Raw genomic sequence first — 24,691 nt, forward strand, 5'->3', positions numbered from 1 at the left:
TCCCTTTTTTTGTTACAAAGAATTCGTTATCCTTCAAAATCTCCGTCGTCCCCATCATCATCTCCACCAGATCGACCTCGTTTTTTCTTTTGATTAAATCTATAGGTAAATGTTAGATTAGCACTACGCTCTCTCCATTGAAATTCGCTTTCTCGTTGTAATCGACCAGGTATATTTGTTTCTGTTCTACGTATCCTGCTATTGAACAAATCACTAACATTCAATGCCAAAGAAGCTTTCTCGTCGAAAAAATCCTTACTAAATGCAAGCGATAGCGTAAAGATCCCTTCATTTCGATTTTGTGCATCTTCAGTAGGGCCACGATAAAATACCCTTGTTTGCCAATCAACCTTACCCGGCAGGGTATACTTATTATTAAGTCGAATAAACCAACTTAGATTTTCGGCATCAAAATTTTGATTGTTAAAGTCACCTCGTGTAATATTATTAAAAAGGTTAAAATTTCCATTCATATTCCATTTTTTTGTGGGACGATAGGTAACAGTAAACTCAAATCCATAACGATCATTTCGTGCAAGATTTACAGGTGAGCGTTGAACTACCTCTACTAATTGAGGTTCTGCATTAGGATTACCGTCGTCTACTACAATAGGAACAAATTCTCCCGTTGGGATTGTTATAAAATTAATTACATCTGTGGAGCGTTGAAAATAAATTGAGCTATTTAGCGTAATTTTTGACATCCTATTTAGATAGCCCAGGTCAACTTGATTGGAAAAGGAGGGAAGCAAAGCAGGATTTCCCTGAAAGAGATTGGTAGCACTGGACCTTGATGGGAATGGATTTAAAAACCACGATCTTGGTCTTCGTAGTCTTCGATTATACCCCAACTGAACGCTTTGTTTTTCAGTAAATTCGTAATTTAAATTTAACGTAGGAAATAAGCCATCAAAATCATTAATACTTCGTTCATTCGTTTCTAACTGATTAATTACTTGTTTTGTATTCTCATATCTTAAACCGGTTAAGAAAGAAAATTTACCAAATTTATTCCCATACTGACTATAAATGGCATTAATTGTTTCTGTGAAATCCAATACATTACTAGGGTTAGGAAAACCAATTTCTTCTTCGGTAGGATCAATAAATACTACGTCATAGTCACTAATCAACGTATTAAAATCTCCCCGATAACCAAATTCAAATTGACCATCTTCCCCTACGGGTCGCACATAATCTGTTTGTAATAAAATCCTACGTTGATCTTCAGTCGTTCGGTTAAATTCTGCATCACTACCATTTTGTGTAATCAAAGCAGCTTCAACTTCTTCACTTTCTTCATACTGAAAATCTGCCGTTAACGAATGCCCCGTCTCTTCAAATTGTTTATTAAAATTAGCGGTATATTGAATTGTTCTGTCATCTTCAAGTTCTGGAGTAAATCTAAAGGTATTGTTTACAACATCATTTTCATCAATCTGTGTAATCAAATTTGAACCGTCATTTTCCCGATCAGATTCTCGTAAGAATAAAGTTTGTGTTATTGAAGCAGTCTCATTAACATACCATTCTATCCCAAAATTAGAATTATAACCTTGACGACTTCGATCAAATTCACGGTCTTCACGTAGAAAACTTCCATCATTAAATCTAGTCTCAGTAAGTGAATTACCAGGAGATTCTCTGTAATTATATCCAGAGTTAGTAAAAAGATTTACGTTGCCAACCCTGTAATTTAGATTGCCGTTTATTCCTGCTTGCCAGGGATAGCCTCCATTTACCGCAATAGAACCATTAAGCCCTTGTAATTTACTTCTCCTAAGGATGATGTTGATGATGCCACCGCTTCCTTCGGCATCATAGCGAGCAGACGGTGATGTAATTACTTCAACACGTTCGATAGATTCTGCGGGTAGTTGTCGTAGAGCATCAGTAGAATTTAACCCGGTAAGAGCAGAAGGTTTTCCATTAATTAAAATACGTACATCTCCATTGCCTCGTAGTTCCACATTACCTTCTACATCGACAGAAACTGAAGGAACATTATCCAATACATCACTTACTGTCCCTCCACTTACAGTTAGATCTTTCCCTACATTATAAATCTTTTTATCTAATCTAATATCAACCGTGGTCTTTTCGGCAATAACAACCACTTCATCCAGTTCGCCTGCAGCAATACCCAGTTTGATTGTTCCCAAATCGGTAGGTTGATCAATTTCTTTTGCGCTTATGCGGAAGGTCTCAAACGAAATATACTCTACACTAATGTTATATACACCTTGCGGAACCTCTACCATGAAATTTCCATTGGCATCTGTAATACCGCCTTCTAACTGATCTGGCGTTTTTATATTAGCAAGCGCTACCGTAGCATATTCTAATGGAATACCCGAAGATTTGTCAACCACTTTACCGGTTATTTCAAATGTAGATGGGGAAGAAGGACGCTGCGCCTGTACACAAAAAATCCATAGAGATAAGAATAAAATGGGGAGTATCCTTCGCATAACATAACTTTTGAGCGAAAGTAGAGCAATTAATCTGTGGGCTAAGTTAAGGCTAAGTTAAGGCGGATTGTTATTGCTTATGGCAGTATAGAAAGAACACGCTCTGGTGGACGGCCGATAACAGCTTTTTCACCGGCTTCTACTATAGGGCGTTCCATTAGGATAGGATTGTCTAATATAGCCTGAATGACTTCTTTATCGGTAAGGTCTTTGCCTTTATATTGCTCTTTCCAGATTTTTTCAGTAGTTCTTATTATATCAATGGGTTTGATGGCAAGTCTATTTAATAAATTGACCAGTTCTTGTTCGCTTAATTCATCTTTTAGATAAAGTCTCACTAAAGGCATTTTTCCTTCACCTTCTAATAGTGAAAGTGCTTCTCTTGATTTGCGGCATCTGGGATTATGGTAAATGGTGATCATACTAAGTGTTGGCTAAAAATTCATTAAGGTCTTTAAAATTTTGAGGAGAAACCCCGTGACCTACAGGAAATTCGGCATACTTGTGTTCGATAGAAAGTTGATCTAAAAACGGAGCGACTTTTCGTGCCCAACTCACCGGGATAACTTGATCTACGCTACCGTGAGAGGTATAAATAGTAAGATGATCAAATGATTTTTGCGCATAGCCTTCAGCCAAGATTCCTTCATTGATATATCCACTTAGGCCAATTACCCGACTCACTTTTTCAGGATATGAAAGTGCAACAGCATAACTTAAAATGGTTCCCTGACTAAAGCCCAGTAGGGTAACCTGCTTCGGGTCAACCGGATAATGCGCTACTATTTCATCAATAAATTGGCTGATTTTATTTCGGGAGGAAATGGCTTGTTCATCATCGCTAAATTTTCCGCCTACATTATCCCAATGTATCGCATACCATGCATTACCATAGGGTTGCATAGGGTAAGGTGCTCTTACAGAAATGATTAAATACTCCGGTGGAAGCTCTGGGGCAAATGAAAACAAATCTTCTTCATTACTCCCATATCCATGAAACATGATGATAACAGGAGCGTTTGAGGATAGCGAAGATGGTCTAAGTTTATATTTTAAAGAAAGTGGAATAGTAGTCATACATTAAGGTGCAAATGTTTTGAACCATTGCTGAAAATAAGTTCCCACAACGGGCAACAGATTGGCTTTTCCTTGAGCCGCGTTCACTATTCCATATAGATAAGAGGTCATGATTATTAATATAAAGCAAGTGCTAATTAACCAACTATCCAGATTGCTGATGATAAAAATGAACAGGAAATAGGTGAGATGTATTCCCACTGCTTGCCGTATGTGAAAAGCTGCAAACTTATTCTTTGAATCAATATTCATAAATACTGCAATGATACCACCTATAAAGAAAATATAGGCAATTACTGCAGTGGTTTTTCCTTCTTGTACAGTTTGTTGATCCATCTAGTTAAGCATGAGTTGATTATTATTCATAACTCCAATGATTCTACCGGGTAATGTTTCATGAATGAAAGCCGAGTTTTTTGAGGTTGACAAAATATCGTCAACTTGGACTTTTGTTGCTTCAGTTTGAGCGACCAGTGTAATATTAGCGGTTTGATCTACTTTGATGATTGAATTATGTATGCCAAATCGTGATCGTCCTCTGGATAAAATAGCCAGGGTATCTTCTACAGAATATATGGATAAAAGTGCTTTAAATGTGTGCTCAAGGCCTACAGATCCATAAAGAGCGTGTTCAAATTCTACTTTTTTATGCTCAATATCAATTGGTGTATGATCACTGGTGACCATGTCAATAACACCCTCTTTCAATGCTTTTCGTAAAGATTTTATATCTTCTTTAGTTCTAAGCGGGGGCATAAGCTTATAGTTCGTATCAAATTCGTTTAATGCGCAATCGTCAAAGTAAAGATTGAAAATTGAAACGCTACAGGTTACGTCAAGCCCTTTTTTCTTAGCTTCTTTTATTAGTTCGACAGAACCTGCCGTAGAGATTGTTGGTATATGCAATTTGCCATCTGTATACTTAAGTAAGTGCAAATCTCTGGCAACCTGAAGCTCTTCGGCCATAGCGGGAATACCCTTTAATCCTAAGTTTGTGCTAGTTACATGTTCATTTACAGTCGCATTACCTGCGATCTTATTATCCATAGGAAAAGACTGCACCAGACCTTTAAAATTTTGAGTATACTGTAATGCTATTTTAAGCAAGTTGGGATTAGAGATGGGTTTCTTGTTGTCATAAAATGAAATCGCACCTGCACTTTTCATGTCGTATAATTCTGCCAGATCTTCACCTTTTCCTTCATTGGTTAATGCGCCTACCGGGAATAAGTCAACCAAATTGTCTTTAGCTTTATGAAATAAGAAGGATACTGCAGAATTGTTATCAGTCACCGGTTTTAGATTTGCATTTACACCTACGGCAGTAAACCCGCTTTTAGCAGCAACCTTTAAGCCATGTTCAATAGTTTCGCGTTCTTCAAAACCGGGTTCACCAAAGTTGACGCTGCTATCAAACCACCCGGGGGATATGTATAAATCCTTATGTTCAATAACCTGATCAGCCTTTTTAGTAGAATTTTTCTCAATATTTTTAATGATTCCATTTTCAATAAAAAGGTCAACTTTTTTTTCATGAAATTCTGAATTCTGATCTATGATTATGGCAGATTTTAAAAGAATGTTCATGTTACTTGAGGAATTTTAGAAGTAGTATTTCTATACATAATGCTATTAGTGCTAAAATAAGAAACCATTTGTAAAGTCCGGTAATAGTGTTTTCACTTAATCGTTCATTAAAAAAGGTTGTAACACTCTCTTTGACTGAAATAAAGTCTGGCAGGCTTTGCAGATCCATATAATTAAGGTTGCTCTCTGACCTACTATAATTATAACTTAATGTAGTTAATGATGTTTCGTCTTGAAGGACATCAAAATTACCGGCTTGTTCTGGTAGTTTATTTGTAGTGATGAGCACATTATCTCCTAAGTTTTGCTGTTGCGGTATAAACTGTTCTTTTGCGTTTTTTAGTTGTACTACGCGGTCTTTCTTTAGCTGTGCATTAATTTGAATGTCTTCAACTTCACTTACGGTGTAATATAATTTAGGAACATTAGCACTCTGGCGTGCAATGTTATAAAAGGTGGGTACGATTAGCGGAGAGTTTTTAAAGTTAGTGATATCGTTACTTAAAGAGGAGCTAAATACATAAACACCGTTTTCTTCTATTAGAAAAGGATCATTGTTTTCAAAGCTCAAAAGAGCACTAGAAGTAGAACGGATCGGGCTGTATTCCTGTACTTTTGGATACTGAAAATTATCCACCTTACGATCAAATACATTTTCAAATAGTGGATGATCATAATTAATTGTGGTGAGCAAACGTTCCTGCACAATCTTTTCTCCCAATGAAAGCTGAATCAATTGAGTTGTTAAGCGTGTATAGCTACTTAAATCTTTTGATTTAGGTGGTATAATAATCAAATGCTTTCCATCTGAAAGATGTTTTGAAAGTATTGGAATAAGCGACGCAGGGATTTGTTTTAATTCGTTAATAATTAGTGTATTCACTTTACTTAATGCACTAAAATCAATGTCCTTCTCTTCAAAATTTTGATACTTAAATTCAGTTGTAGGATATAAACGTGTTAAAAAATCATCGTCTGTTCCAGAAAGGGCAATTACCTCAATAAGTTCAGGTTTATTTAGACTTACATAGAAAGAATTGTCATACGTAAGTCCGTTATCAATAATCTCAACTCGTCCTTTTGGGATAATGGGATTGGAGAGTGTAAATTGTGCAGAAGCTTCTCTGCTCTCATCAAATGAAACACTTGTTTTAGCTAAAATTTGTTCCTCATTATACAAAGTCACTGTCGTATTTTCACGCTGGGTGTTGCTGGATAAATTTACATTGAGGGTTGGGTTTTGTTGAAAGTTATTCGTTAAGTATAAACTATCAATACTTATATTTTGAGAATCTTCCGGCTGACTGACGATTAATGAAATTGCAATATCATTATTCCAGTCTGGTAGGTCCAAATTCCCTTGCGCATCGGTAATTAGAATAAGTTGCTTATTAGTCTTAGGATCTTCCGAAAAATATGAGGCACCTTTATATATATAGTCCTTTAGTGAATTTGTTTCCGCAGAAAAAGACAATTCCTTTAATTCTTCTTTGATCGATGCTAAGGTTGTATTTTGATACGATGAATTATTAGTAAATAGCGTAAAACGCTCTTCTTGCGGCAATTGTTCTAATAATTCCTGTACTGCGCGATTGAGTAATACACCACGTTTACCTTTTGCCTGCATGCTAAAGGAATTATCCAGATAAATAACAAGTTCTTTTTCTTTGAGAGCAATATTTTCTGCCGGCACGTAGGGTTGGGCAAATGCGATGATAATACTTGCAAAAAGCACTATTCTGGCTAAAAGTGTAAGCCATTTTTTGAGTTGAGCGCTTTTTCTGGTTTGTTGTGAAACTTGTTTTAAGAATTCTACGTTAGAAAAAGCCGTTTTTTGAAATCTTCTTAGTTGAAAAAGATGAACAAGGATAGGAATGATGAGTAAAAAGAGAGCGTAAAGTACGTGAGGATGTTTAAACAGCATTCGTTTTCTATATCAGGCCAAAGATAAAAAACGGTATTAAGAATCGGCTGCTTTTTTGATGGTAAAGTTAAATGTAGTTCCTTCTCCTACTTTAGAAGCCACATGAATATTCCCATTGAGGTTGTCTACCAGACGCTTTACCGTAGATAGACCAATGCCATTACCACGGGATCCAGATCGATCCTCGTGTGCAACTGTGGTAAACAGGTCAAAAATGCTATCCACTTTATCCTCCGGTATGCCAATTCCGTTGTCTTTGATAGAGATATAATAATAATATTGATCTTCATTACAGTCAATGCAGATTTCAATAAGCTCTTTATCGTTATACTTTAAACTATTGCCAATTAAATTTAAGAGTATTTGCTCCAGTGCGGCCTGATTCCCGATAATTGTAATATCTTCTTCAGGGATGGTGAATTTACAATCATCTTTAATGCTCAACATATCGGTTAAGCTTTCCAGCAAATGGTTAAATTGAAAGGTCGATATAAGCGACTTATCTTTTGCTATATTATCACTCTCATAATGCGCTAAAATATCGGTAATGTATTTACTCAGCGTAAATGAAGATTGTTTGAGGTAATCCAGGTATCTAACTCCCTGATCGTCTAGACTTTCTTCATATTTTTTGCGCAATACATCTGTTGTCACAACCATGTTGGCTAACGGCATTTTCATGTCATGAGAAATTACCCCGGCAAAATTCTTAAGTTCACTATTTTGCTCTTCTAATCTGCGTTTAGCTTCTTTAAAGCGATTGTTGGTTTTTTTATATTCAATTAATCGCGTAACCTGATTTGCGAGAATTTTAAGTGCATTCAATTGATCCTGAGTAATTGAATTTGGCTCATTATCAATAACACAAAGTGTTCCTAAAGAAAAATTGTTTTTGTCTATTAAAGAGATCCCTGCGTAAAACATAATGGGTTCTTTAGCGTCTTTAACAAAGGGATGATCATAGAAAAGAGGATGTTCTTTTGTGTTTTCTATGACCAGTTGATGGTCGGGTTGCGTAATCGTATGACTACAAAAAGATAATAATCGATCAGAGGAGCATATATTCATACCATCTGCTGATTTAAACCAAACTTCGCTATCGTCTACAATTGAAATTAATGAAATGGGAACACCTGTGATTTGTTTGGCCAGTCGTGTTATTTCGTCAAACTCTGATTCTGCCGGTGTATGAAGAATGTCATAACTGCGTACAGCTTGCAAGCGATCAAATTCATTAAGTGGTCTGGCTGCAAGTTGCATAGTACATGGTTTAAACACTTAAACAGATTAAGTGAATTCAAATGTACATAAAATTGGCATAAATTTTAACAATTGTTTCATTTACGTCCTTATATTATCTAAAAGCGTTCAAAAACACCCAGTCCAAAAAGTGCAAAGTCGTACTTAACGGGGTCCAGAGGATCCAGTTTTCTTAAAGTTTTGTCTAATTCTGTTAGTGCTTTCCCGTCATTTTGTTTACGTTTTAAAAGACCTAATTTACGGGCGACGTTACCAGAGTGCACATCTAATGGGCAAGATAGCGCAGAGGTAGCAATAGTATCCCACAGTCCAAAATCAACACTACCCTGATCTTTTCGTACCATCCATCTCAAAAACATATTAAGACGTTTAGCGGCAGAATTCTTTGAGGGATCACTGACGTGTTTTTCGGTACGTTGTAAGTGAGGCAGTTCGAAAAAGATCTTTTTAAAATGAGTTATTGCTGCTTGCGTACTTTTAGAGGTACTTTTTAATGAAAAAACGCTTTCCAGGCCTGCATGGTTTTGATAGATATTTTTTAAAGCCGAAATAAAATAAAGAAGATCATCTCCATTGAACGTGCGATGAACAAAGGAGCTTAGTTTTTCTAAATCGTTGACTTCATGATTTATGACAAAATCATGTGGAGCATCATCCATCAAACTCATTAGTTTATTGGCATTGGTAAGAATGCTTTTACGATTCCCCCAAGCAATAGTCGCTACTAAAAATGCCGAAATCTCAATATCTTCCTTTTTACTAAATCGATGGGGAATAGCGATAGGATCATGCGCAATAAAACTAAACTGATTGTATTGTTCTACCTTTTGATCCAAGAAATTTTTTAAATCGGCTTTTTTCAAGAGAAATCAAAAAATAAGAAGGGAAGAAACAAAATACCATTGTAGGAAGCATGTAGGGCAATACTATAGAGTAATCCAAATTTTACTCTTATATAGCCAAATGTTATTCCCGTAAAAAGCTGCGCGCTCACTAAAATAGGAGCAAAATATAGTACAGAAGTATTTAATTGGTAATTAGAGAGATGAACAAAACCAAATAGAAGAACAGAGGCATAAAAGAAGTAGGGGAATAACTTCTCAAACTTACTCGCATATAGTAAAGGTCCTCTAAAAATGCATTCTTCCAATAATGGAGCTGCAACTACACCCAGTAGAAAAATATAGTACTTAGGATGCTCATACATCATTTTTTCCATCTCGTGTTGGGTAGGCTCAAAAAAATCGAACTGTTGAATTGCTTGAATGCATGCTCCAAGAAGTAATCCTGCAATTAAGCTTAACACAAGTAAAAAACTAAAGACCAATAATTTATGCAGTTTGGATTGGTAAGGTTCTGGAGACCAGGTGGGTCGTTTGACAAAACGATACAATTTGATCAGCTCATCTTCAATATTAAACGATACGTCCATCGACCATAGTAAGTTTGCGATCAGCCATATTAGCTAATTCATTGTTGTGAGTAACGATAACAAAGGTTTGATTAAACTGTTCGCGTAATTCAAAAAATAGGTTATGCAAACTTTCAGCAGATTCGCTGTCTAAATTGCCCGAAGGTTCATCGGCAAATATTACCGCCGGATTATTAATCAACGCCCTGGCGACTGCAACGCGTTGTTGCTCTCCGCCACTGAGTTCAGCCGGTTTATGATCCTCTCTTTGAGAAAGTCCTAAAAAATGAAGTAATTCCCTGGCTCTGGTTTCGGCTTCGGTTTTACTTGTTTTTGCAATAAATGCGGGAATGCAAATGTTCTCCAGTGCAGTAAACTCTGGTAATAATTGATGAAACTGAAAAATAAAACCAATGTGTTGATTTCTAAATCTGGCAAGCATCTTCCGCGAAAGCGAAGCAATATTCGTTTGATTTATCTCCAATGTAGCATCAGGCATTGGATCAAAATGATCTAATGTCCCCAAAATCTGAAGAAGTGTTGTCTTTCCTGCACCCGAAGCTCCCACAATGGATACAATCTCCCCTTGTTTAATATGTAAATCTACCCCTTTTAGGACATGTAAATCCCCATAATGTTTGTGGATACCGGTGGCTTTAATCATATACGTTTAAAGTGTGAAAATACTACTTTACGAACTAATGAGCAATGTTGACCTCAAGAGGTTTTCTTAGAAAATAAACCGGATAAATTATTGTAATCGATAAAATAACTTACTCGCAGAGACAAGGTATTTTGCAATGATTGTTCAAACAATTTATTAAGGCTTTCTTGATAGCCAAGAGTAGATTCATTATCGTTTTGTGAAAGTTGGTGGCGATAGAGTAGAGTTGCAAAACTACCCGGAGCAAACCTCCATTGAAAGCTAATGTCCAGGTTCCAGATATTAAAATTGCGGTTAGGGTTATTAAGGTCTGTATTCTCAAAGTCATAAAAGTCTATCTGGGATCTGGTGCCGTCTTGATTGAGGAGGTAGAACACATCATTAGAATAATCTGCGGTACTCCAAAAGTTTCTAAAGCGAAGGTTGATTGCTTTAAACGGGTCAAAATTAAAACTGGCATTTAATGAATTTTCTATGGTTGTTACATTTCGCTGTCCTAAAAATACATCTGTTTCTGTATTATCCACCCAGCCAAATTCGTTGTCACGAAGGCCATATTCTGACGAAAGCACCAATAAAAATCGATCGGAAAAGCGATAACGCGGAGAGAAATCTACACTGTATCGCGTTACTTCATCATCAAAAAATTCACGGTAGGAGATGCCGGCATCAAATGCAAATTTTCTTCTGTAATCGGTAGATATCCAGGTCCTTCCGCCCAGATTACTGCTAAAGGTTACAAATCGGCCGTCTAACCTGGGTTCAAAATAATCATCCTCATCTGTTTCAAAATTCAAATCACCACCAAATGCGGTTCGGGATGGTAAAACAAAGAAACTATCCAATGAAAAACGATTACTGGTTTGAACATCGGGTTGATATAATCGTCGATGGCGCGCAGTAAGTTCTATGCGATAACGATTAAAGATTTTATTAGGTTCAAAAATTTGATAGGAACCGCCTACCACAAAACTATTAAAGTTATTCCTAAAGTTAAGTCCTAGATCATTGATGTCATAATCTGTGTTTGAAAAGTCATGACCAAATCGATAGCGCCAATTCCCGGTAATCTTATAAATATCTAACTCGGTTCTCAAACCGGTCGTTAATCCATTATCGCGCACATTACTCACAACGGCTCTACCTGAAGATCGGATGGTATTTTTCTTATCGGCAACATCAAACACAAAGGCAGAGGTATTTGCATCTCTAAACTCACTTCCAGATCTTATAACACTGCTATTAACAATTGAAATCGAAGAGTTACCATTAAACTGTTGGTCTAGAACAAACACATTATAATTTGTTAATGGTTCTGCAAGTTCTTTTCTGCGATTACCTGTGATAGTATCTTCTACAGTAGCAAATGTATCCTCGGTAATAGAATTGAGAATTCCTATACCCAGGTTATCTTTGGTTCTTCCGGTAACTTTAATGCTGTTGAGTAAGTTAATGGTTCCGGGGACTTCAATGATTTGTTCGTTGTCCCTAAGGAACACGCTGCCGGTTGGTTCGCCGCCAATTCTTCGGGAGAAAAAAATATTACCGCGATTAAACAGGTCAATACCCTCTGTAAAAAATGCACGGTTTTCATTAAAAGTTTGTTCAAAGGGTCCAAGGTTAAGTACAACTTCATCAAAGGCCACCTGGCCAAAGTCTGGAATAAGCTGGGCATCAAGGGTAAAACTATCACTTAACCCGTATTTAATATCCATACCCGCACTAAAACTTGTTTCTGGCGCAGCACCTTTTGAAAATCTGCTTTGGACCTGACCAAATGGAAAAAATAAAAGTCGGGTAGGGGGATCAACATTCTTAATATTAGTCAACAACCCGTTGTATTGGGTTTCTCTGCCTACTTCACGATCAATATAATTCCAGCTGTAACCTTCATTTTTATGAATTACACGACGGTAAAAATTAATGCTCCAGTCTTGTATGTCAATTTCGGGAAAACGTAAGGTATTGTACGGGATCTTATATTCTACATACCAGCCTTTTTCATCGTAAGAGATTTCTGCTTGAAAAACCACATTAAATCCAAAGTCCTGATCATTTTGTGTAACCCTGCTATCTCCAATCGTTCCGGCACTGGTTACCCAAAAGCGCGTTTCGTTGATTCCATCATTATAGCTATTGATTGCCACCATAAAATGATCTGCCTGTACAAAAATTTCATCCCGCTGGCTAAATTGCTTCAGGATTTCATCTGGGTTTTCATCGTATAGATAGGCGGCGATGTACACGGCCTTGTCATCATATCCTAATTTGACTTCAGATAAATGAGTATCTGGCGCCATGCCCTGATTTTCGGGTTCAAAATTAAAAAAATCACCGTAGGAGGGAAGCTTATCCCACACATCATCATCTAAAATACCGTCGATTTTAGGAGGATTAGTGATTCGGGTTGCTTTAAGCTCTTTTTGTTTAGTAGTGGTTTGGGCTATTCCTAAAAAACAGGAAAAGAAAATAAAATAAGTGCAAATGCGTAAAAATGTCATAAATAGTTAGCCCACATCGTAAGATTGCAAAGCTAACATTGTTCACTAGAAAGCACATACTAACGAAACGTTAAATGAAAATTTGTTTTGTTTTACATTATCTACCTTTGGCTTAAACAAAATTAACGTTTGATAATTCATGAGTTCAACTAAAGAGACCGCCGTATTTGCCGCAGGATGTTTTTGGTGTACAGAAGCAGTTTTTGAACGGGTAGAAGGAGTTTATAATGTTCTATCGGGCTATACCGGTGGACAAATTAAAAATCCTGCCTATCGCGAAATCTGTACCGGCAGAACAGGTCATGCCGAAGGAATTCAATTTGCGTTTGATCCTCAGGTTATTTCCTATAATACCTTATTAGACATATTTTTTACAACGCATGATCCAACTACTCTAAATCAACAGGGGCATGATCGTGGTACGCAATACAGATCGGCTATATTTTATACTAGTGAAGAACAAAAACAATTGGCTGAAGCTAAGATAGAAGAACTAAATGATCGTGGAATTTTTGATGATCCTATTGTCACCGAAGTAACTCCACTGGATGTTTTTTACGTAGCCGAAGAAGATCATCAGGATTTTTACACGTCTAATCCTAATCAACCCTATTGCCGTGTTGTCATTAACCCAAAATTAGAAAAGCTGCGTAATTCATTTAGCGACAAGCTTAAATCCAACCGCATTGCCGGTTAATTAATTTCATATTACATGCCTTACCGAAAGTTTGAAGAGTACAACATCGAGGTTACGAACGATGTAAAAGATAAATTTAAATCCATCATAGCAGACCTTGGCGAAGACTCGTCTCGTGAAGGTTTATTAAAAACACCAGAGCGTGCCGCAAAAGCAATGCAATTTTTAACCTCAGGTTATGAGATAGATGCCGCAGAAATTTTGAATGGAGCGATGTTCAAAGAAGATTACAATGATATGGTTATTGTAAAGAACATAGAGTTATATTCCTTATGTGAGCACCATATGCTTCCTTTTTTTGGAAAGGCGCACATTGCTTATATTCCAAACGGTCATATCGTTGGATTGAGTAAATTACCGCGGATAGTAAATGTTTTTGCCCGAAGATTACAAGTACAGGAGCGGCTTACACACGATATTTTAGAATGTATCAATAATACCTTAAAGCCTAAAGGAGTTGCAGTAGTGATTGAAGCTTCACATATGTGTATGATGATGCGCGGAGTGCAAAAGCAGAATTCTACTACTACCACCTCCGGATTTAGAGGCGAATTTGAACGCCAGGAGACCCGCACAGAATTCCTGAAGCTGATTAGTTCTGATTTAAGATAATACCAATTAATATTCTAATTTTAGTCTCGAATACTTGTTCATTTTAAAGGATGCTTCATTGTAGCTTCTTGCCATAACTTAGGCTATGCAAAGAAGTTATAGCTTCGCCTTCTGTAAATGAAACTTCGCATCTCTAACCTAAAATTAGAATATTAATTGGTATTTTTGGAATACTATTTGCTTAAGAATAGTGAATTAATTAACATCACTATGTTAGAAAAAAAATATACAAAGCTCTTTATTGGATTGATCTTAGACGCGATTGGTATGTTGTCTTTTACCATTCCATTTGTAGGAGAATTATCTGATATCATCTGGGCACCTATTTCTGCCTGGGCAATGACAAAACTCTATAAAGGCAAAGTAGGAAGCATAGCAAGTAAAATTGCTTTTGTAGAAGAAGCTTTACCTGGATTAGATATCATACCCACATTCACGATCACCTGGCTGTACATGTATGTATTTGCTAAAGAAAAACCTAAAGAAATAATAGTTGGATAATATAAAAAGCGCCGGGATCGGCGCTTTTTTTGGCTAATATTGAGAACGTTGTAATTATTCAATTACTAAATTCCAGGTTACAGAAGTATCTGTCTCTCCACCGGCATTGGTAATATCACCTTCATCTACACCTGCGGCTTCTTTATCAAGTTCATGTCTTAATGTAAGCGTAAACGTGCCAGAACTAGCATCCCCAGTTACTAACGTAAAAGAAAGTCCTACCGGCAAATCGCTGTCGCTATCGTCATCATAGTCTGCTTCACTATCTGTGTAAGATGCAGTGGCATCAAGACCGCTAATCTGATAAAAGAATTGGTGTTCATCGGCTTCTTCTTCGATCTCATCAGTGATATTTTCAATATCATTAGGATCTGAGCTGTCTAAAAGTGAAATTGATGTCACTGTGTAGGTAGTATTTGCCTGTAAATTACCGCCATTCGTTGTAGTAACTACAGGAGAGGGCCCTTCGAATCCATCTACATCAGTTGCAGATAGGGTGACATTTCCACTTGGACTTTCAAGAACCAAGGTTACACTGGTTATTAACTCTTCCGGATTTATTTGTACAGGATTGTCATCATCGTCATCACAACTAAAAAATAAAGCTGTAGCGATTACTAATAAAGAAAGTTTGAACGTTTTCATGAGTGTTTGAATTAAGGTTAAAAATTATAAATTAATTGAAGTGAAATATTTCGGCCTATCCCATCAGCAAAGTATCTTAATCTGCTGGTATAGTTTCGAAATGCGGTATCGAGTACATTTGTACCCAATGCGTTTAATATTAGATTATTTCTATTTGATAATGTAAAATGCTTACTAAAAGTAAAGTCCAGTAAATGGTATCCTTTAGGGGCATCATTGATTCGCAGTAAAACTTCTTCTTGTGCTAACTGTGAAAACACAAAAAAGTTTGGTGGTGTTTCATTTTGTTGCAAAAATAAGCGCGAACCTATAGATGCACTGGCATTAATAGATGGTACGTTATATCGCAAAGTTTGAGTTATGTTAATTTGAGGAATGTCAAAAAGTGGTAAATCTTCAGTACGATTGTATCCTTTAATAAAAGAAAAAATGTGATCTGACGATAGCTGATCATTCCATTGTACAGATGAACTTACGTCAGCACCATACCACGTTGCGTCAACTTGTTGATATTCCCAAACTGGAAACGCTCCTCTAATCGATAGTTGCAAACCAACAGTTTCAAGTTGAATAAAATCTTCAATAGGATTGAAAAAAGGTTCCACTTTTAATTTAAAACGGTCTTTTCTCAACACATACGTCAGACTCAATCGATGAGCAGTCTCTTGGCCGTTGCGTAAATCGCCCAGTTCTATTCGTGCCGCAGAGTGATGCAGGCCATCACTAAATAATTCTGCCGGATTGGGAGGACGCTGTGCCAGACTGTAATTAAACGAAAGTGAATTTTCGGGATTTGGTTGGTACTGCATCCCTCCAGAGAAAGCCCAATTATGGAACGTAAATTCTGGATTGGTTAACAACTCTATACCAAATTCGTCATCACCAACTATAATATCAAAAAAGTCCTCATCATAGTTTCTTTCTTCCCATCTGGTGTCTAAATAAAACTTTTTTGCGTTAATATAATGCAGATCATAGCGTAGGCCGGCTTCAACAGATATTTTCTCAGAAAAATCCATTCTTCCCGTAGCGTATGCTCCTGCTTCATATTTATCGTAGTCTGGAATAAATCGGCGTACACCAGTATCAGGATTTGGAAAATTTATTTGATACCTCCCTAAGAGTCCGGTTTCAATAACAAAATCATCCAGCGAATCCCAGGTAAAATTAGCTGTAGCAGTATGCGTAGTTAGATCAAGATCCATCGCAGGGATTTCACTACGTCCTCCACGTCTAATATCATACTCCTTGCGATCATTAAATTGAAAATCATATTGAACATCTAACTTTCCCAGACCAGCAAATCGTTTGAAAAATTCTGCTTTTACAAGATGGTGCTGTACTTCTTGAAATGGATTATCAATCTCATAGGTAAATGGGTTTACTACATTAGGTTCTTGCGAATTGATTGCTGTGATCAAATCATCACTATTACCAATATGAGCCGCCCGCAAAATACCTAGTGACGTATCAAAGAAACTATAGTGTATCTCAAATCCTTTTTCAAAATTATTGAATCCACCATGAGCATTAAAGCCTACCTGGCGTAAGCCTGTATTAGATAATACATATTCTGGTGCTTCAAAATCTCCTAATCGTTTGTAAGAGCCCTGGCTATTAAAAAACCATCCTTTGGCAGTAGATTTTGCTATAGTCGCAGAGACACTTCCACCTCTGCCATTTGTTTGACCACTTAGATTGACGTTGCCTGAAATCGTATCTATAAGTTTAGGAAATTTAGCATCTAGTACGATAATACCTGCTATGGCATCACTACCATAGCGTAAAGACGAAGCTCCCTTCACTACTTTGACAGAAGTTGCACTATTAAGATCCAGCGCCGGAGCATGTTCATCACCCCATTCCATATCTTGCATGCGCACTCCATTGTTCATAGTAATGATCCGGCTACCGGTCAATCCTCTAATCACAGGTTTGACAATACCACCACCCGTACTAATGGTTGAAACTCCTCCCATTGTACTAATTGCATCTGCAAGCGTGCCGCTGCTCAACACTGTAAGCTCTTGAGCGCTTAAGGTTTGTTCTTGAGCAGACACGGTTTCTCTGGCGACAGTACTGGTTTTCATAGCTACTTCTTCTAATTCTTCCAAATGGTGCTCCATGTAGAACACGATAGGTTTATTGGTTTCAAAACTGATCTCTTTTTGATAAGGTTCACAGGAGATATGATAAATTTCTAGGTATATGTTAAGATTGCACAAGTTATCAATGACAAATTCACCCTTCTGATCTGTTATCGTAGAACGATTGAGGACTGGGAGATACACCTGTGCATTTGCTAGTGGTTCTTGATTATGAAAATCAATCACCTGTCCTTGTAGCGTAAATAAACAGGACTGTGAATAGAATATGCTACTGCATAAGCAGCAACAAATGATCAAAATGTTTTTCAACAAAAGTGAATTAACGTGAAACTTAGAAATAAGGGCGGCTAAAGAATTATGCCTGTGGTGGACCTCTAAGTGGATTGGTGGAGAATGGCGGAACAAGACGTGTTGATAAGTAGTTCCAGTGTGTAGTTGAAAATAGCGCTGTTACCCGTATGGTACTATTTTCCTGCGGAAAATAGGTGACAGGATTAAGCTGAAAGTCGTGTAAGTCACACTCTGCTTCTCCTTGATGAAGATGTACCGAAGCATCTGTACACACCGTGTGTGTATGACCCTCAAGTGCATGAAGTGCCTGCTGAAGCGTAGGTAAAGCGAATACCGCAACAAGCAACCAACTGGTAAGGATATGTATCTTAATGTTCTTCATCTGGGAAAAAACGCGCAAATCCAAGTCTGCGAAACATTTTCTTTTCAAAGGTCCAAAAAAAATTGAATTGACCAAACATCCAGCCAAAAAAGACCAATAATAATTGATAAATAGGAAAAATGAGGAGTATTCTAACCGGCCAGTAAATCCAACCGCTAATATGTTCTTGATCCAAACCTATGAGATGTGTGAGTGGCTCAGCTAGTTTGGCCGAGAGTGATCCTGTGATCCCAAAGACAATAAAGATGATAACCAATTGCCAATTGGAAGAAATTCCCCAACGCTCTTTTAGTTTTTCCATAGCAGTGCAAAAGTAGGGACTGAGGCTCATATGTCCTAATTGTAAATGAAGAGAATTAGTCATTTCGAACGATCCGCCTGCTGGCGGAGAGAGAGAAATCTTAATGTATTTTGCACATAGCCTATCTACAGTATAAGCGCTAGCGACAGAGGAAAATCCTAATGTATTTTACACGATGCCTATCAAGCGTATTAGTGCTAGCGACAGTAAGATTTCTCTCCGCCATCCGGCGGATCGAAATGACCCTATCGAAATAAATCTTTAAACGAATCCCATATAGTATTTCTGACTGATAATTCTTTCTCTAATTCTTCAGATGACATATTATCTAATGGATTAAAAACTTTAACTCTTATGAAATAAACAAGAGGAACTATGATTATTATAACTGGTATTATATACCAAATTTCGATAACGTCAAAGTAACTAACGTCATCATTTATGGCATTAAACAATTGAAAGAGAAACATAATTAATGGAACAAGAATAACATGGTACCACCAATTACGACAGGTAACAAACCATATAGTTAATAGGTATATTGGAACTATTTTACTCATATAAGTCCAAAATGCGACCTGAACATTTTGAAAGTACCCGCTATTATATGTAAATAGAAAAGTCTTCCATTCGCTTTCACGCGGAAGACTCTCATATAAATAAAATATTGATGGAGAAACTAATATTAAAAAAGAGATCAGGCTACCCTTTAGTAGGTATTTTGATTTCCGCTTTCTCAACTTTTGGGAGTTGTTTTGTGGTTTTTGTTTCAGATTTTTCCTGTGGTTGTTGTTGTGCAAAACTTATAGTCGTTATAGATAGGGTTGCTACTGCCGCTAAAGTAAATATAAAATTCTTGGTTTTCATAATCGTAGGTTGTTTTGTTTGTTCGTATTAATGGTACAAACCTACTATGAAAATAGTTAGGCATAGGAACTATCTTCGCCGTATCTTTAGCGATTTTTTGGTGAAATTGAATTTTTGCCTGATTATGTGTAGAGGATTGCTAAATCTACTGCATATTCAATAAAAACAAGGATTTTGGGTGTATTTTAGATAAAGAGGTTAATTTCTCGGTTATCCTGCGATAATTCGCTAAGCGCGAGTTGGATAGATGTTGCCGGTAAAAGCCCCTTTATTTGATCCGGCCATTCGATAAATTTCCAATGAGAAGTAGCTACATATTCTTCAAATCCTATGTCATAGGCTTCTGTTTCATCTTCAATGCGGTAAAAGTCAAAATGATAAATCAACCCGTTTGCAGCTTTATATTCATTGACGAGAGAAAATGTTGGACTGGAAATTCGATCGGTTACACCTAATTTTCGGCATAATGCCTTGATCAAGGTGGTCTTACCTGCACCCAGATCTCCGCGAAAAAGTACGGTTGTGGTTAATGATTTATGCTGGCAAATAATTTGTGCAACATCATCTGCTACTTGGTCAAGTTGATTTAAGGTGTATGTAGTGGAGTAGAGCGGTTTCACTTTTTTTGGGTAAAGATAATCCGTAAGATTAGTGATTGCCAGAATGATGGAAATTTTATAGTTCTTTTAATAGTGCCTTTCTCTCTCCGCCAGCCGGCGGATCGTCGAAGGCAGGAAGGGAGAGAAGCTTATTTTAGATTTTTATTGTCATTCCTGTGCCCGCGTGTCGCCATAACTTCTCGGCCTTCGTAGCAATAGCCACTTTGGCGAAGTAGACTAGCGGTGGAGCAATATGGGAATCTTTAGAAATTTTACGTGAGGCTTTTTAGCTGTACGCCCTTCTCTCTCCGCCAGCCGGCGGATCGAAATGACTGTTATATGTATAACACCTCCCAACCTTGTCTTTTAGACGAGACTTTCCTTCCTTCCTTCATGCTGAGCTTGACGAAGTAGGACGGACACGAATATTGCAAACATAGGCATTGTAGGCTTCCTTCTCCACATAGGGTGCTTATCATTCTTTCATTATAAAGAATTTACTTTGCCCTAAGCGGAATAATCAATATGAGATACCTGCCTGCGCAGGTGTGCCAGCTAACAATGTCGACGTTAAATTACTTACGAAGGGTGAAAAGCTAAATCGGAATATAAACCTAAAGTAGCTCAGCAGCTTAGCTAGGTAGTGGTTAAAATATTCTAGAGGCAATATAAGTGTATTTCACCAAAATTCTTCGGGAAGAATATAGAACACAGTATCAATAAAATACAACAAGTCATCAGATGTAAGAGCATTTTCATCATGTAGGTCTTCAATAATAATTCCCAGTTGTGGATGGTGATAGTCATGACGTCTGGTATTAATAAATCCATTATTTATCATGAATTTATTAACGTTATCAAGATTTGTTAATTAATTTGCCTTGACGTAAGGTTGTTGAACAACGGCGTGCAGAACGTCATCAAGTAAATAAAAGCCTTTGAATTCATAAGCAGTATCTGTAAAGAAATAGTTGTGAAGCAAAAGACTATAGAAATAATCTTCCCAAGAAACATAATATACACAATCGTTCAATTTAACAACATGTGCTGTATCTTTGATATAAACTTTTTGTTCTGCTCCACTAGATACAAAATCATGAAGAGGTATAGTGTCAATTAAAATATTATTCGACCTGGCGAACTCAATTAAATCTTTTGTTTCCTGTGCCTTGTACTGGTGTTTTTTTTGAGCCATTGGGCTTGCTTTCGTGCCTCTTCTAAGGTAACCGGCAATTGTTTGGATAAGTGCATCATAGCTTGCGCTGCTCTTTCCTGAAATGATATGCTGTATTTCATATTTTATTTGCTGAACATTCATTTAAACACATAAATCATCAAGCAATATACCAAAAAATAGCGTTAAGATTTAACCATAGTCTTTTTGCTTATATCACAGTGTTTTGGAGTACTCTTATACTTTTTTTTTACTTGTAATCACTGGCTTCCCTCTCCCTCTGGGGGAGGGAAAGAGGGTGAGGTTGTTTATCATCTTTTCATAGTAAAGAATTTTCTTCGCCTTAAGCCCAATAATCAATTAAGATACCTGCCTGCGCAGGTATGACATGAAAATCGCAGTCATGACAAATCCATGAGTATATTCTCCCCTTAGGGGAGATTAAGAGGGGACTTTACTTCGGCTCCAGCCGCACAAAAGGAATGATCATTTCTTCCAGCGATACACCACCGTGTTGGTATGTATTTCTATAATAACTTACATAGTGATTGTAGTTATTAGGGTAGGCAAAAAAGTAATCATTCTTCGCAAAAATAAAACTGCTGCTCATGTTGATGCTGGGTAAATGAATTTTCTTAGGGTTTGTGGCAGCCAGCACTTCTTTTTCTTCGTACGTTAAGCTTTTACCTGTTTTATAACGTAAATTCAAGCTGGTATTGCGATCACCAATAACTTTAGACGGGTTTTTTACATTGATCGTACCGTGATCTGTGGTAATCATTAATTTAAACCCGAGTTGCTGTGCCTGCTGAATCAATTCAAACAAAGGCGAATTTTTAAACCAGCTTTCTGCCAGTGAACGATAGGATTTATCATTAGAAGCAAGCTCCTTGATCATATCCATTTCGGTCTTGGAATGAGAGAGCATATCTACAAAATTATACACAATAACAGTCAGGTCATTATTTTTAAACGACCTGATTTGATCTACCATTTTCTTCCCATTTTTGGCGTTGAGGATTTTGTGGTATTCGGTTTTGAGGTGGTTTAATCCAGACCGTTTAAGGTTGGCCTGTAAGAATTCATTTTCGTGCATATTTTTACCGCCGTCTTCGGTATCATTGAGCCAAAGATCAGGATGCAATTTTTCCATATCGGCAGGCATCAATCCACTAAAAATGGCATTTCGGGCGTACTGCGTTGCCGTAGGTAAAATACTAAAATAAGCTTCTTCTTCTATTTTTTTATAGTAGGGATTTAGCAAAGGTTCAAAGGCACGCCACTGATCATAACGCAAATTGTCAATCACAATGAGTAGGGTAGGATCTTTTTGCTTCAAATGTGGAAAAACCTTCTCTTTCAACAGCGTATGCGACATCACCGGGGCTTCACCGCCATTAAACCAATCAGGATAGTTTTTGTCGATAAACTTTCCAAACTGCATGTTGGCTTCAGACTTTTGTGAGGTGAGGATTTCGAACATTCCGGGGTCCTCCACGCTTTCAAGCGCAAGTTCCCAGTAAATCAATTTTTGGTATAGCTCAACCCAGCCTTCTATATCATTGATCATTGCCATATCCATGGCAATCTTTCTAAATTCCTGCTGATAATCAGATGTAGTTTTTTCTGAAATCAAGCGCGAGTGATCCAGGTTTTTCTTTAAACTAAGTAAAATCTGATTGGGGTTTACCGGTTTGATCAGGTAGTCAGCGATTTTAGAGCCAATGGCCTCTTCCATGATGTATTCTTCCTCACTTTTGGTGATCATAACCACAGGAAGGTTCGCCTGCTTTTCCTTAAGTTCTGATAGAGTTTCTAATCCCGTCAATCCGGGCATGTTTTCATCTAAAAAGACAATATCAAAACGTTTTTGATCGACCTCTTCAAGCGCTTCCATGCCGCTTTGACATGTGGTAACCGCATAATCTTTACCTTCTAAGAAAAGAATGTGTGGTTTTAATAAATCAATTTCATCATCGACCCAAAGTATATTAATATTGTTCATAAGTAGTTATTCATTGTTTGTTATTAGTACTTAGTCATTAGTTTTTAGCTATTAGTCTTTATTTTTAGTCGTTAGTTATTAGCTCTTAGCTGCTAGTCCTTGTCCTGAGTCTTGATTCCTGATTCCGGAGTCCTTAGTCTTTAGTTATTAGCTGCTAGTCGTTAGTCCTGAGTACTGATTCCTGATTCTTAAGTTGCAATCATCAGTATATAGTACTTAGTTTTTTTGGAAAATAGTTTTCGTCTTTCGTCTTTCAACTTTCTAACGTATCATTCACAATCAAAAAACTAGAATCCTATAAATTGTACACTATCCCACCATCCATTCATCGTAATCTTACTATTTTTACTCAACTATTATTCCGAAAAAGCAATCTGTGAGAAAGCGCAACAAACTTAAAATATTAAACGATCCAATTTATGGGTTTATTACTATTCCTAATGAACTTATTTTTGATGTGATTGAGCATCGTTACTTTCAGCGCTTACGCAGAATCTCACAAATGGGGATGTCTTACCTGGTGTATCCCGGTGCACATCACACCAGATTTCATCACGCTCTTGGCGGAATGCATCTCATGCAAAAAGCCATTAGCGTACTGAGATTTAAAGGCGTAGAAATTTCTGAAGCTGAAGCCGAGGCGTTACAACTGGCCATTTTACTGCACGACATAGGCCACGGTCCATTCTCACACGCTATGGAGCATAGCATCGTGGATGGGATTTCCCATGAGTGGATTTCCTTACAATTCATGCGTGAGCTAAACATAGAATTCGGCGGTAAGTTAGATCTCGCGATTGAAATTTTCACAGGTTCGTACAAGCGTTCATTTATGTGTCAGTTAATTTCAAGTCAGTTGGATATGGATCGGCTGGATTATCTCAAGCGGGATAGTTTTTATACCGGCGTAGCCGAAGGCAATATCAACAGTGAACGTCTCATTACCATGCTTAACGTAGTAGACGACACGTTGGTGATTGAAGAAAAAGGAATTTATTCGGTCGAAAAATTTTTAGTTGCAAGAAGGCTCATGTACTGGCAAGTGTATCTTCATAAAACAAGTTTGGTAGCAGAGCAATTACTCATACGTATGCTTAAAAGAGCCAAGGAATTGGTGGCGCAGGGAGTATCACTCAAATGCAGTGAAGCCTTATGGTATTTTTTACAGCATTCTGTTAGGCAGCAAGATTTTTCGGCGAAAGCCTTAACCACATTTTCTCAGTTGGATGATTATGATCTGGTCATGGCCATGAAAGATTGGCAGCACCATGAGGATGTTGTATTATCTAAACTTTCAGCAATGATCATTCATCGTGATTTATTAAAGGTCAAGCTAAAAAATAAGCCCATAGATCAACAAAAGCTAGTACGACATAAGGAGGCAGTAGTAAAGCAGCTTACTATTACTGCTGCGGAAGCAAACTATTTTGTTTTTAGCGGTAAAATTTCTAACCTCGCATATCAGGCTGATAAAGAGAACATTTTGATTTTACGTAAAAACGGAAAAATTACAGATGTGGCTAAAGCTTCAGATCAGCTTAATCTGGAGGCACTTAGTTCTACCGTAACCAAATATTACGCTTGCTATCCTAAAGATTAGTTCAATTTTTCTAT

The 24,691-nt window shown here is 37.2% G+C and carries 22 protein-coding genes and 1 pseudogene; 4 read left to right on the forward strand and 19 right to left on the reverse strand.

Going from position 1 to position 24,691, the window contains the following annotated elements:
* Positions 1-26: 26 nt before the first annotated feature.
* The 11 genes from ABD000_RS00400 to ABD000_RS00450 all read right to left on the reverse strand — a co-directional run bounded on the left by ABD000_RS00400 (position 27) and on the right by ABD000_RS00450 (position 12,895).
* Complete coding sequence (locus ABD000_RS00400) at positions 27-2,471, reverse strand: TonB-dependent receptor (RefSeq protein WP_343762377.1); 2,445 nt, start codon at positions 2,469-2,471, stop codon at positions 27-29.
* Positions 2,472-2,548: 77 nt separating this feature from the next.
* Positions 2,549-2,893 (reverse strand): arsenate reductase (glutaredoxin), encoded by a 345-nt coding sequence (gene arsC / locus ABD000_RS00405; protein WP_343762380.1) that lies wholly within the window; start codon positions 2,891-2,893, stop codon positions 2,549-2,551.
* Position 2,894: 1 nt separating this feature from the next.
* Positions 2,895-3,548, reverse strand: coding sequence for an alpha/beta hydrolase (locus tag ABD000_RS00410; RefSeq protein WP_343762383.1), 654 nt, complete (start codon positions 3,546-3,548; stop codon positions 2,895-2,897).
* A 3-nt stretch (positions 3,549-3,551) separates the two neighbouring features.
* On the reverse strand, positions 3,552-3,884 hold the full coding sequence (locus ABD000_RS00415; RefSeq protein ID WP_343762385.1) for a hypothetical protein: 333 nt from the start codon (positions 3,882-3,884) through the stop codon (positions 3,552-3,554).
* The gene (locus ABD000_RS00420) at positions 3,885-5,135 is read right to left on the reverse strand and encodes a dihydroorotase (RefSeq protein WP_343762388.1); all 1,251 of its coding nucleotides are present in this window, start codon (positions 5,133-5,135) and stop codon (positions 3,885-3,887) included.
* Position 5,136: 1 nt separating this feature from the next.
* Positions 5,137-7,059: a BatA domain-containing protein gene (locus ABD000_RS00425; protein WP_343762390.1), complete on the reverse strand. Its 1,923-nt coding sequence runs from the start codon at positions 7,057-7,059 to the stop codon at positions 5,137-5,139.
* Positions 7,060-7,095: 36 nt separating this feature from the next.
* Positions 7,096-8,319: a sensor histidine kinase gene (locus ABD000_RS00430; RefSeq protein WP_343762393.1), complete on the reverse strand. Its 1,224-nt coding sequence runs from the start codon at positions 8,317-8,319 to the stop codon at positions 7,096-7,098.
* A 98-nt stretch (positions 8,320-8,417) separates the two neighbouring features.
* Complete coding sequence (locus tag ABD000_RS00435) at positions 8,418-9,182, reverse strand: TIGR02757 family protein (protein WP_343762395.1); 765 nt, start codon at positions 9,180-9,182, stop codon at positions 8,418-8,420.
* Positions 9,179-9,751 (reverse strand): CPBP family intramembrane glutamic endopeptidase, encoded by a 573-nt coding sequence (locus tag ABD000_RS00440; protein ID WP_343762396.1) that lies wholly within the window; start codon positions 9,749-9,751, stop codon positions 9,179-9,181. Before ABD000_RS00440 ends, ABD000_RS00435 begins: the two co-directional genes overlap by 4 nt.
* A complete protein-coding gene (locus tag ABD000_RS00445; RefSeq protein WP_343762399.1) occupies positions 9,735-10,394 on the reverse strand; it encodes an ABC transporter ATP-binding protein in 660 nt (219 codons plus the stop codon). Before ABD000_RS00445 ends, ABD000_RS00440 begins: the two co-directional genes overlap by 17 nt.
* 53 nt (positions 10,395-10,447) lie before the next feature.
* Positions 10,448-12,895, reverse strand: a complete 2,448-nt coding sequence (locus ABD000_RS00450; protein ID WP_343762401.1) for a DUF5916 domain-containing protein — start codon at positions 12,893-12,895, stop codon at positions 10,448-10,450.
* A gap of 139 nt (positions 12,896-13,034) precedes the next feature.
* Here ABD000_RS00450 and msrA point away from each other — a divergent pair, with 139 nt between their 5' ends.
* The 3 genes from msrA (at position 13,035) to ABD000_RS00465 (ending at position 14,705) form a co-directional block, all read left to right on the forward strand.
* The gene (msrA, locus tag ABD000_RS00455) at positions 13,035-13,592 is read left to right on the forward strand and encodes a peptide-methionine (S)-S-oxide reductase MsrA (protein WP_343762403.1); all 558 of its coding nucleotides are present in this window, start codon (positions 13,035-13,037) and stop codon (positions 13,590-13,592) included.
* A gap of 15 nt (positions 13,593-13,607) precedes the next feature.
* Positions 13,608-14,204, forward strand: a complete 597-nt coding sequence (folE, locus tag ABD000_RS00460; RefSeq protein WP_343762405.1) for a GTP cyclohydrolase I FolE — start codon at positions 13,608-13,610, stop codon at positions 14,202-14,204.
* 210 nt (positions 14,205-14,414) lie between these two features.
* On the forward strand, positions 14,415-14,705 hold the full coding sequence (locus tag ABD000_RS00465) for a hypothetical protein (protein WP_343762408.1): 291 nt from the start codon (positions 14,415-14,417) through the stop codon (positions 14,703-14,705).
* A 54-nt stretch (positions 14,706-14,759) separates the two neighbouring features.
* Here the strand turns inward: ABD000_RS00465 and ABD000_RS00470 are convergent, their stop codons facing one another.
* From ABD000_RS00470 to porX, 8 genes and pseudogenes are all read right to left on the reverse strand, one after another.
* The gene (locus tag ABD000_RS00470; RefSeq protein WP_343762410.1) at positions 14,760-15,350 is read right to left on the reverse strand and encodes a type 1 periplasmic binding fold superfamily protein; all 591 of its coding nucleotides are present in this window, start codon (positions 15,348-15,350) and stop codon (positions 14,760-14,762) included.
* A 17-nt stretch (positions 15,351-15,367) separates the two neighbouring features.
* Positions 15,368-17,767, reverse strand: coding sequence for a TonB-dependent receptor (locus tag ABD000_RS00475; protein ID WP_343762412.1), 2,400 nt, complete (start codon positions 17,765-17,767; stop codon positions 15,368-15,370).
* A 46-nt stretch (positions 17,768-17,813) separates the two neighbouring features.
* Positions 17,814-18,131 (reverse strand): hypothetical protein, encoded by a 318-nt coding sequence (locus ABD000_RS00480; RefSeq protein ID WP_343762413.1) that lies wholly within the window; start codon positions 18,129-18,131, stop codon positions 17,814-17,816.
* Positions 18,118-18,432, reverse strand: coding sequence for a DUF6787 family protein (locus tag ABD000_RS00485; RefSeq protein WP_343762415.1), 315 nt, complete (start codon positions 18,430-18,432; stop codon positions 18,118-18,120). The genes ABD000_RS00480 and ABD000_RS00485 overlap by 14 nt, the downstream gene beginning before the upstream one ends.
* A gap of 702 nt (positions 18,433-19,134) precedes the next feature.
* Positions 19,135-19,299 (reverse strand): hypothetical protein, encoded by a 165-nt coding sequence (locus tag ABD000_RS00490; RefSeq protein ID WP_343762417.1) that lies wholly within the window; start codon positions 19,297-19,299, stop codon positions 19,135-19,137.
* A 185-nt stretch (positions 19,300-19,484) separates the two neighbouring features.
* Positions 19,485-19,919, reverse strand: coding sequence for a tRNA (adenosine(37)-N6)-threonylcarbamoyltransferase complex ATPase subunit type 1 TsaE (gene tsaE, locus ABD000_RS00495; protein ID WP_343762420.1), 435 nt, complete (start codon positions 19,917-19,919; stop codon positions 19,485-19,487).
* Between the two features lie 658 nt (positions 19,920-20,577).
* Positions 20,578-21,216, reverse strand: a pseudogene (locus ABD000_RS00500) (putative polyvalent protein kinase domain-containing protein).
* A 310-nt stretch (positions 21,217-21,526) separates the two neighbouring features.
* Positions 21,527-23,077, reverse strand: a complete 1,551-nt coding sequence (gene porX, locus ABD000_RS00505; protein ID WP_343762423.1) for a T9SS response regulator signal transducer PorX — start codon at positions 23,075-23,077, stop codon at positions 21,527-21,529.
* A gap of 376 nt (positions 23,078-23,453) precedes the next feature.
* On the opposite strand from porX, the gene ABD000_RS00510 reads away from it, so the two are divergent.
* Positions 23,454-24,677: an HD domain-containing protein gene (locus ABD000_RS00510; RefSeq protein WP_343762425.1), complete on the forward strand. Its 1,224-nt coding sequence runs from the start codon at positions 23,454-23,456 to the stop codon at positions 24,675-24,677.
* Positions 24,678-24,691 lie beyond the last annotated feature (14 nt).

Origin of the sequence: Gangjinia marincola (genome assembly GCF_039523415.1) — a bacterium.
GTDB classification, from domain to species: domain Bacteria; phylum Bacteroidota; class Bacteroidia; order Flavobacteriales; family Flavobacteriaceae; genus Gangjinia; species Gangjinia marincola.

What these genes read in the sequence shown, in the direction of transcription:
- ABD000_RS00415 (WP_343762385.1), bottom strand. Translation starts at nt 3,884, where the DNA reads ATGGATCAACAAACTGTACAAGAAGGAAAAACCACTGCAGTAATTGCC.
- ABD000_RS00400 (WP_343762377.1), bottom strand. Translation starts at nt 2,471, where the DNA reads ATGCGAAGGATACTCCCCATTTTATTCTTATCTCTATGGATTTTTTGT.
- porX (WP_343762423.1), bottom strand. Translation starts at nt 23,077, where the DNA reads ATGAACAATATTAATATACTTTGGGTCGATGATGAAATTGATTTATTA.
- ABD000_RS00410 (WP_343762383.1), bottom strand. Translation starts at nt 3,548, where the DNA reads ATGACTACTATTCCACTTTCTTTAAAATATAAACTTAGACCATCTTCG.
- arsC (WP_343762380.1), bottom strand. Translation starts at nt 2,893, where the DNA reads ATGATCACCATTTACCATAATCCCAGATGCCGCAAATCAAGAGAAGCA.
- ABD000_RS00485 (WP_343762415.1), bottom strand. Translation starts at nt 18,432, where the DNA reads ATGGAAAAACTAAAAGAGCGTTGGGGAATTTCTTCCAATTGGCAATTG.
- ABD000_RS00490 (WP_343762417.1), bottom strand. Translation starts at nt 19,299, where the DNA reads ATGAAAACCAAGAATTTTATATTTACTTTAGCGGCAGTAGCAACCCTA.
- ABD000_RS00420 (WP_343762388.1), bottom strand. Translation starts at nt 5,135, where the DNA reads ATGAACATTCTTTTAAAATCTGCCATAATCATAGATCAGAATTCAGAA.
- ABD000_RS00445 (WP_343762399.1), bottom strand. Translation starts at nt 10,394, where the DNA reads ATGATTAAAGCCACCGGTATCCACAAACATTATGGGGATTTACATGTC.
- ABD000_RS00480 (WP_343762413.1), bottom strand. Translation starts at nt 18,131, where the DNA reads ATGAAGAACATTAAGATACATATCCTTACCAGTTGGTTGCTTGTTGCG.
- ABD000_RS00430 (WP_343762393.1), bottom strand. Translation starts at nt 8,319, where the DNA reads ATGCAACTTGCAGCCAGACCACTTAATGAATTTGATCGCTTGCAAGCT.
- ABD000_RS00465 (WP_343762408.1), top strand. Translation starts at nt 14,415, where the DNA reads ATGTTAGAAAAAAAATATACAAAGCTCTTTATTGGATTGATCTTAGAC.
- ABD000_RS00425 (WP_343762390.1), bottom strand. Translation starts at nt 7,059, where the DNA reads ATGCTGTTTAAACATCCTCACGTACTTTACGCTCTCTTTTTACTCATC.
- ABD000_RS00470 (WP_343762410.1), bottom strand. Translation starts at nt 15,350, where the DNA reads ATGAAAACGTTCAAACTTTCTTTATTAGTAATCGCTACAGCTTTATTT.
- ABD000_RS00440 (WP_343762396.1), bottom strand. Translation starts at nt 9,751, where the DNA reads ATGGACGTATCGTTTAATATTGAAGATGAGCTGATCAAATTGTATCGT.
- msrA (WP_343762403.1), top strand. Translation starts at nt 13,035, where the DNA reads ATGAGTTCAACTAAAGAGACCGCCGTATTTGCCGCAGGATGTTTTTGG.
- folE (WP_343762405.1), top strand. Translation starts at nt 13,608, where the DNA reads ATGCCTTACCGAAAGTTTGAAGAGTACAACATCGAGGTTACGAACGAT.
- ABD000_RS00450 (WP_343762401.1), bottom strand. Translation starts at nt 12,895, where the DNA reads ATGACATTTTTACGCATTTGCACTTATTTTATTTTCTTTTCCTGTTTT.